The organism is Blastococcus sp. KM273128, assembly GCF_021698975.1.
Lineage (GTDB): Bacteria > Actinomycetota > Actinomycetes > Mycobacteriales > Geodermatophilaceae > Blastococcus.
Genome location: NZ_SSXA01000114.1, coordinates 1 through 8,499 on the forward strand (window position 1 = coordinate 1; position 8,499 = coordinate 8,499).

Consider the following 8,499-nt stretch of genomic DNA (forward strand, 5'->3'; position numbering starts at 1 on the left):
CCACCAGCCGAGCACGAAGCGGCTCATTACGCTGCGATCACCGCGTCCCAACCGGAGCCGCGGCCCGTGTGAGAGCGGCACCGAACCCGTGACGGTTCATTCACCTCGCGGCTTCGACCGTCCGGCGTGATCCATTCATGACCCACGCAGCGGAAGACAAGGGTCAAAACGGGTCATATCGAGCCTCCCGGAGGGTCCTCCAGACCTTCTCCAGTTGCGCTAACAGGCACTCTGAGCGGCGGTTTTGCGTGGAGCGGGTGACCGGGATCGAACCGGCATGGCCAGCTTGGAAGGATGGATCGGTCACCTTGACTCCACTGGCCAGCCGCCTATCCGCTCCCGGGAAGTCCGCTCTTGACGCACGTGACCTGTCGCGCCTACAGCTGCTACTCAGGGAGTTCCAGATCGTCGGTGGGTGACCCGTGGCCGCGCTAGGCATGCGATGGCGCGGGCAATCTGGGCGTCGCGGATGTCGGCAGCTTGCTGGTACAGGAACGCGGCGAGGAGGGAGGAGCGTACGAGGGGCGGGGTGAACCGGTCGCCAGCGGTTGCTTGCCGATCCGTCACAACGAGTGCCTCGACCTGACATGCAAGACGTGTGTCGGCTCGTGGTCTTGGTCGCTCTAGGCGGCCGAGAAGTGCGCCTACACGAGATGGCGCGGACTTCCCCGAAGTGGGCGGGTGTCGATTAAGGGCGCGAACGGACGCACTCGAGGCCGTTGCGCCTTCGTTGGCATCGGCGCCACTGCTGGGATTGCGAACCCCGTCGAACACCCGGCCGTCCGGACTGTCCAAGCCGCGAACCTGCGCCGATCAGCGGCGCGAGCGCCTGCGCGCTGTCCGACGGCGCGACGTCCGCCGACGCGTACGGGGCCCGGCGCGCTCATGGACCGGTGGGAGCTAGCCCTCGGACTCTGCCCTTGCAGTGAGTTGAAGCCGTCCGCCCTCCAGAGCGGGTTCGCCAGGCGCACTGCTGTCGGTGCCTTCTCGTACGTTGTCGGCGTGTACTTGGAGAGCAGGCGATTCGCCCACGATGGTCAGGAGATCAAGCCCGGCGTTCGTATACATCACCCGTCACGACTAGAGCAGGAGCGCCTCCTGAGGATCGTCACTGTGGTCGACCAGGTGAATCCCGACCGCTGGCACGCCGAGGTGACATTACGGGGCGAAGTTCTGATCAGCACCGAGCAGTTCGATAACGACAGCCGGGCGGCACGGGCGGCCGAGGAAGCCTTCATGAAGCGTCTGCGCGAAATCTTCAGCGGCTAGCCTCGTGCTCGGCGAGCTTCCCAGATCTGCTCCGGCTCCTCGATCGCATGCCGCTAGCTCCCCATCACCACTCGCGAGAATTGAACTCGCCGCGCTCATCAGCAACCGGTGGAGCGAAGCGAAAACTCCGGTAGTTCTTCTGCGGAACCAGCCGGCGTCCGGACTGCGCCTTCTTCACGAGCTCGACGATCTGCGCGACGTCCTCTTCCCGCATGCCCAGCGATCGGCAGCGTGCCGCAATATCGCCCACAGGGACCCCAAGCCAGCGGCGCCGGACGTTCATGAGGTCAGCCTTGAGCATGGCCACTTCGTTCCACTTGAGGTGGTTGTTATACCCGGCGGCCATCTGCGCAAGGTGCGAGAGGATCTCGGGGATGCCGTTTGGCAGGTCCTCACTCACATCTCCTACGGTAGGGGTCGGCCGCGCTCTTCACAGAGTCAACGCGCAGCTGTCGCGCCCGGTGGGCCTTGTCGCGAACATCCGATGTGGTAACCCCGTGCCAGACCCGCATGCGGGAGGGCGCTGACGGCCCGCTCATGACCGTCTCCTGATACGCCCGAGCTCCGAGGCCAGCCGTGCGAGGTCCGTTCTGTGCACGGAAGACGCAGGAGGTCTCGTCCGACGCGGCGGCTACCGTGAGACCGTGCCCGTCGAGTACTCAGAGCTAGAGCTGGTCTGGCCAGCCGCTCTGTTCACCGCCGAGGCGACAGAGCTGCTTGATTCGGGCTTGGACGACGAGGAAACCATGGGCTGGCTCCTCGCCGAGGCCTTCCACGGCGACCGCGGATACCAACTGTTCGCCGAGCTCCGCCGCGCCAAGCTCTGGGTTGCCTTGGGATCGGCAGTAGAGAACATCAACGCCGCCCAGCAGGGCAATCTCGACGTCGCCAGGGCCCGCCATGCCGTCAATCCAGCTACGGACCTCGTCAAGACACTCATTCGCGACGCCACCGCCCTGCCCCGCTATCGGCCGAGGCGCTACTACTCGCAGCGCCAGCGCGCGCGACAGGCAGACCCAATGATGACGCGGCCGGAGCTGCGGTCGGCGTTCGTCCGGACGGTGATCCAACTCGAGATTGCTGGCTACTTCGAGGGCGCCTTCGGAAGTCGGTGCCCCGATGCTCGCGGCGACAATCCGGCAGAGGAGGGCCAGCGCATTCTGTCCGGAGCGATCGGGACGGATGCGCCGCTCTGGCCCCTGACTCACCTGGGCGAACTGACCGGCATCGAGCAGACCTGGGACGAGGATCTGTTCTTCGATGTCGTCGAGGCGCTGCACGACCTGATCGCCCGGCCACGCCGCCGCGTCTGGCACGAGTATCACCGGGAGCACGACTACACCGACTTTGCGCGCCGACCGGGACAGGCGGTGTATCGGTGGCGAGTCAACGAGCTGCTCGCGCGTGCCGCTGTACCGCTGCGGCTGGCCAACTCCGGCCCCGACACCGGGCTGCTGGTGCAGCCCACCGGAGACCCTCGTGATCAACTGACCGAGCGCGCGCTAACCACGTCAGACCCCGCCGAGCGCGACGAGGTGGCGCATTCCGTCGCGCTGTTCCGCCGACGCGACGCGACTAGGGAGGACAAGCGGAGCGCAGTCGTCGCCATTGCCCGGGTGCTCGAGCATCAGCGGACACTGCTGAAGAACACGCTGCTTTCGAAAGACGAGCGAGCCCTGTTCGCCATCGCCAACGGGTTCGACCTCCGCCACCGCAACGCGGACCAGCGCAGCGACTACGACGAGGCGTTTCTGGACTGGGTCTTCTGGTGGTACCTCGGCACGGTCGAGCTGACCACCAGCCTGGTCGCCCGCCCCGCCCCGCCAACACGACAGCGCGGATGAGCAAGTCGCTCCGACTTCCGTGCTTGAGGGACGGCCTGACTCGCTGTGACACAGGGGGAGTCTGCGCTGAGCAGCGGCTCTAACTCCCCGTCCAGCACCGTCGACTACGTGGTGGGCCCCGGAGGCTCACCCGTGGTTCAGAGTGACAGTGAAGCTGAAGCTGACGAAATCGGCCGAAGCCAGACCAGGTAGGTGGTTGCAATGAAGCCGGTCCCTCCACCAGATTGGGCGGCCCTGTATCAGAAGCATCGGGATCCGATGTACAGGGTCGCCGCAACCGTCCTCAGAGAAGTAGGACTCGCGGACCAGGCGGAGGACGTCGTACAGGAAGCCATGGTGTCGCTGATGGCATCCCCTCCGCAGGACGTGCAGAACTGGGAGGCCGTCATGGTGTCCGCCGCGAAGCGGCGGGCCCTCGACCGAGTCCGTTCCGCGGCCGTTCGACATGCCGGCCCTGGGTTGGGGCCGGATCACGACACCGACGACGGAAGTGACATCTCGCAGGACGTTGCCGACGCTGTTGATCGTCAACGACTCGCGGCCCGCGCCTGGGACAACCTTGCCCTGCTCGACGAACGCCATCGCAAGGTCGCCTGGGACTACATCGCGCTCGGGCGACCTCGAGCCGAGATCGCGGCCGAGCTAGACGTGTCTCCGGCGCGAGTGAGTCAGATGGCAACACGGGCGCTGGAGATGTTGCTGGACGCGATGAGGCAGGAGGAGGTGAAGTAGATGACTGAGAAGGAGCGAGACGAAATCCTTGCAGAATTGCTGCGCGACCCGGCCGGCCGGCAATCGTTGATCGAACAGCTCAACCTTGATGAAACTGAGCGGGTGGACATCGAGTCCATGGCCGATATTGCGGACATGCTCTGGGAAGCGGCTCACGGCGCGCCCCCTCTGACTGACGATCCAGTTGCCGCTATGTTGGGGCTCGTCCCGGACCCCCAGTTCGTACTCGACCCGCGCGAGCTCGCTCGGGCAAGGAAGAACGCCGGCCTAAAGCCGTCTGACTTGGCGGCACGCCTCGCGACCAGAGGGTGGAACGTGCAGGGCCGCGACGTATTCCGGTGGGAAACGCAGTCTGCGGCTGATGTGGCGCCCGCCCTAATTAGGGCTATTGCTGAAGAAATTGGCACGGCCCCGGAAAAGCTGGCGAAGACTCTCGAGAAAACGGGGCTCCCCGCTGCGGTTGACGAGGTGCGTCGTTCCCCCAAGTTCCGTGCGCTCGTAGATCGATGGGCGAATCTGCAGGCGATCTCCCCCACACTCGCCGCCACGGCCCTTGAATCGCGCATGCTGGCAACGGTTCATCGGGGGGAGCGGCCCGATGCGGAGCAACTGCTCGGATCGCTTAGCGCGTTGGTTGATGCCCTTGAGACAGAGTCGCGCGATGAACGCTGAGACGTGCGCCGACCGCGCACTTGAACAGCTTGATCCTCCCATCCGGTCGCACTTTGCGTCGAATCCCCTGGAGGTCCTTCGGGAGGAGTTGCAACTGACTGTCCGAGCGGTGGAGACGCTCGCCCAGCAGCGTGACGACGGAGGCGCCTGTGACGGCCTATCGTTCTTGCAGGATGGTGTCATCCTCTATGCCCCGACTCCATACAGCCGGCGCGAGAACTTCACCCTGGCGCACGAACTGGGGCATTGGCTAATCGAGCAGTCGGGCGTCCTTTACGACTGGATTGCCGACCAGTCCAACCCTCAGCGTCTACTGGAGACGGTCTGTGACCGTGTCGCTCAACGGCTGCTGCTCCCCGACGGCGTGCTTAAGGAGGTTGTCGGCGAAGGGCCTATTCGCGCCCGCCACGTTCTTGAGCTGTACGACGCTAGTGAAGCCAGTGCCCCGGCATGCGCGATAGCGCTGGCCAGCCGGCTACCAACTATGGGCGCGGTAGCGATCATCGACGGTTCGAGCAATACAGTGACCCATTCGAGCGTCAAACCTGACGCCGAGCTTGGGTGGCCGACGGCGTACCCCTGGCCGGGAGATGTACTTCCCATTGGGCACCCGCTGCGGAGTCTGGCACAGGTCCACAGTCGAACGATGAAGACGTTCTGGTCCACGCCTTGGGGGGACCGCGCAGAGTACTACGTCGACGCCGTAATTGCCGGGAGGGCACGTCGCGCTGTTGCCATACTCTCCGACGTCGACTTGTGGGGAGCTGAATCGCTGCACCTTGAACAGGCACGCGAATTCGACAAGCGACCAGCCGCCGAAATCCACTGCTGCGGCCAGGACCGGGTCGTTCGTGGATACCCCTGTCCAGAGTGTGGGCATCCCTTCTGTCCCGCTTGCGGTCTCTGTAGGTGCCAGAAGCTGGCCCTGAGGGAGCAACTCTGCAGTGGCGGGTGCTTCATGCGCTTCCAGTCGCACCTTCTCGTCGACGGGCTCTGCCCCGAATGCCGCAGTTAGGCCGGCCCTAACTCTTCGCCTGCCTGTCTCGACTACTGAGTGAGCACGAAATCGCCCCGGGATCACGGGCGCGCTCAGAAAGGAGGTGATGGGACATGGCTAAGAACACGGGCCGTGGGCACCGCGTGGGGGCTGTCAAGGGTCGAAGCGAGTTCAAGGTCGGCAAGACCTGGTTTAAGAGGGACGCCTCGACTGGGCGGATCCTGAACGGCAGTCCGAAGCAGCACAAGGGCGTGCGCAACGAGAAGTAGGTGTAGCGCTGGCGGCGTCTCTCGGCGCCGCCAGCGCGGCATCGTCTCCAAGTCGTCTGTTACCTGGATCGGGCAGGACATCGACATGGGCGAGGCCGCGCAAGTCGACGCCTTCGGCCGCGCCGACCCACGGACAACGCTACGCCAGGACCGCAGCCGACATACTCGACCGCTCCCATAACTACCTGCTGGCAACCGCACTGACCGGAGATCGATAAGTCGTGGCTCGCTCCTACACACAGGCCACAATCAAGGAACTCTTTGGCGAAGCGTCGGCATGCGCCTACCCCGATTGTGGCGAGCCGCTGATCTTCCGTGACCGCGGCACGGCCACTGCGGTCGCCGAGATCGCTCACATCCGCTCCGAGACCCCCGGCGGTCCGCGCTACGATCCGAGCTACGGCGGCAACATCAACGGCCCCGACAATCTCCTCCTGCTCTGCGGCAAGCACCACCGCCCGGTGGACCGCCACGAACAGGCCTACTCGATCGAAGAGTTAGAGGCCTGGAAGCAGGCTCAGCGAGCTTCCGCGGGCTCAGGAACGCCGGTTTCAGACGCCGATATTCGCTCCTACCGGGGCCTGACAGCGGAAGAGCGCCAGAGCCTAATGGACATTGCTCGGCGAGCCCAGCGCCTCACGGCGTCTTGTCGGGCCGCCCAGGAGGGCATCGACGCCGTGCGAGCGGCGGCCGAACAGACTCGCTACCAGCGGGCCGTGAGCTTCGGGCCGATGTTCGAGAGGGACGAAGAGGGCAACGAAACTAGGGTCGGCTACGACCGCCTGCAGCTGTCACGCGTCGAACAAGACGAGTGGAACGCCAAATCCCGAGCGGTGTGGGAAGCCCACCAGCCTCCGGCGTTGCAGGCACTCGGCGCCCTTCAAGAAGAAGTTGCCGTGCTGCGCATGTTCGCCGGCTCTCTCGCCGGCGTAGGTGAAGCGGTCGGCAGCGCCGCCGCCGGCGTACTTGGCGCAGTTGGGGATGGGGAAGCTCTGAGCGCCGCCGCGGTAGACCTCAGCGCTGCGGTGTCGCGGCTGTGGCAAGTCGCCAACGGCGAGGTTGACCCGCCGTGAAGAAGCGAGGTCTCGGTTGTTGCACCCCGCAGTGCCGCCCAGAGTTCGCTGAGGGAGCAGCCTGGCCGAGCCGCGAGTCGCCTTCGGAAGGCCCTGGAGACGCCTGCGCCCGGCTTCACGCGCCATGCCGGCTCTGCGCCTAGGGCTGTGCGTGGTGGCTGGTCCGATTCGAAGGTGTTCGTGAGGGGATGAGCATGGACGTAAGAGCGATCTTTGAGCTGCCTGTCCACATCTGGATGAAGTGCGACGCGCTAGGTACGACATACCCCACCGGCTACGGCGACCTTCGGTTCAACGTCGTGATGCCCCAAGCCCGGCCACCCGTTGGCGATCCCCCTGACCTGCCGGCCATGCCGCCACAGGAATCGGCGGGCGGGCAGGTCGTATGGGCGCAGGAGTACGGCGCGTTCATTCCCGAGTCCCTTCGGCCGGCCATCGCCCTTCAACGCGTAGTCCTGACCGAGGTCGAGGGCCCCAGCTATGACGACCACAGGTCATGGTTCACCCCAGAGCATCAGCTCGCCGAGTACATCAACCGATGGTTCGACGACGTGCGCACATGGGCTGAGGTTCTCACCGGGCAGGACCTCGATCCCAATCACCGCGTCTACGACGCAGAGTCGGTCGGCACCGGGCTCACCTTCATCGAGCCGCCCCACGATGGCGCTCTGGGCCTCCAGATAACGACGCCTAGGGTCCTTCCACTGCGTGCACAGGAATGGGCCGCCATCCTCGGCTTCGTCCGGGACGGCGAGGAGCCGCCCCTCGAAGAGGTGCTGAGCCGTGACGCACGCGCTGCACAGAGACGCAACGCCAACCGGCGCGCGATCATCGAGGCCGCTACCGCGCTCGAGATCGTCCTGGGCCGACACATCCGTGGCCTGGCTGACCAGCTGCCAGATACCCAGCGAGGACGCATCAACGAGCGGACAGCTCTCGGCACTTACATCGCGATCGCCGAGCACTCCCGCCTTCAGCTCGCTGTTCCGGTCGACCGGCTGCGCTGGCTCAAGCAACTGCGCAACGACGCCGCTCACCGCGGCGCGGCACCAAGCCCTTGGGAAGCTGCCGATGCCGTGCAGGTGATGATCGACTTCCTCGGCGTTCACGGACAAATCCGCCGGACGCGCGAAAGCGAGCCTGACGGTGGGGAGTTCACATTGATTAACCGGGAGGGCGCCGACATGGATGACGACTGCCCGTCAAGAAGACCGGAGCGTTGATACGGCGTACAGCGCCGAGATCAGCACCGGAGTATGCCTTCCTGAGGCCGCCCTCAGGGTCCTCTGAGCTCCTCATGCCCTCGGTCTGGACGGGGCCATGAAGTGGTTGCAGTTGTGGTTGCAGTTGACCTCGTCCGCCGAAGCACTCTGACGGTCGCCACAGTACGAACGAGCACGTCAACCGGCTTACGGAACACCTGCGAACCTCTGCGAACGCGATCATGACGGCCTGGCAGTGTGGGGGTCAGGGGTTCGAGTCCCCTCAGCTCCACCCGATCGACCGAGGCCGCTTCCCCGCCGGGGAGCGGCCTCGGTCGTCTCTGTCGACGACGCCTGAAAACTGACCCCCTCGCGACGCTCGAAATCTGACCCCCTCCCGAGACCCTGGCTCGAGCCGAGCCGGGGAGGGACGAGGTGTTG

General features: G+C 65.3%; 8 protein-coding genes. 7 read left to right on the plus strand and 1 reads right to left on the minus strand.

Going from position 1 to position 8,499, the window contains the following annotated elements:
• The first annotated feature begins 1,002 nt into the window (after positions 1 to 1,002).
• Complete coding sequence (locus tag E9529_RS20435) at positions 1,003 to 1,269, plus strand: hypothetical protein (protein ID WP_236833107.1); 267 nt, start codon at positions 1,003 to 1,005, stop codon at positions 1,267 to 1,269.
• A gap of 64 nt (positions 1,270 to 1,333) precedes the next feature.
• Here E9529_RS20435 and E9529_RS20440 read toward each other — a convergent pair whose 3' ends face one another.
• Positions 1,334 to 1,669: a hypothetical protein gene (locus tag E9529_RS20440; RefSeq protein WP_236833108.1), complete on the minus strand. Its 336-nt coding sequence runs from the start codon at positions 1,667 to 1,669 to the stop codon at positions 1,334 to 1,336.
• 244 nt (positions 1,670 to 1,913) lie between these two features.
• Between E9529_RS20440 and E9529_RS20445 the strand changes: the two genes are divergently transcribed.
• The 6 genes from E9529_RS20445 to E9529_RS20470 all read left to right on the plus strand — a co-directional run bounded on the left by E9529_RS20445 (position 1,914) and on the right by E9529_RS20470 (position 8,079).
• A complete protein-coding gene (locus tag E9529_RS20445; RefSeq protein WP_236833109.1) occupies positions 1,914 to 3,113 on the plus strand; it encodes a hypothetical protein in 1,200 nt (399 codons plus the stop codon).
• A gap of 201 nt (positions 3,114 to 3,314) precedes the next feature.
• Positions 3,315 to 3,845: an RNA polymerase sigma factor gene (locus E9529_RS20450; RefSeq protein ID WP_255709665.1), complete on the plus strand. Its 531-nt coding sequence runs from the start codon at positions 3,315 to 3,317 to the stop codon at positions 3,843 to 3,845.
• Entirely contained in the window at positions 3,846 to 4,517 is a 672-nt protein-coding gene (locus E9529_RS20455) for a hypothetical protein (protein ID WP_236833111.1), read from the plus strand. It abuts the gene before it with no gap.
• On the plus strand, positions 4,507 to 5,532 hold the full coding sequence (locus E9529_RS20460; protein ID WP_236833112.1) for an ImmA/IrrE family metallo-endopeptidase: 1,026 nt from the start codon (positions 4,507 to 4,509) through the stop codon (positions 5,530 to 5,532). The genes E9529_RS20455 and E9529_RS20460 overlap by 11 nt, the downstream gene beginning before the upstream one ends.
• 472 nt (positions 5,533 to 6,004) lie before the next feature.
• Positions 6,005 to 6,856, plus strand: a complete 852-nt coding sequence (locus E9529_RS20465; RefSeq protein WP_236833113.1) for an HNH endonuclease — start codon at positions 6,005 to 6,007, stop codon at positions 6,854 to 6,856.
• A 188-nt stretch (positions 6,857 to 7,044) separates the two neighbouring features.
• Positions 7,045 to 8,079, plus strand: coding sequence for a hypothetical protein (locus tag E9529_RS20470; RefSeq protein WP_236833114.1), 1,035 nt, complete (start codon positions 7,045 to 7,047; stop codon positions 8,077 to 8,079).
• Positions 8,080 to 8,499 lie beyond the last annotated feature (420 nt).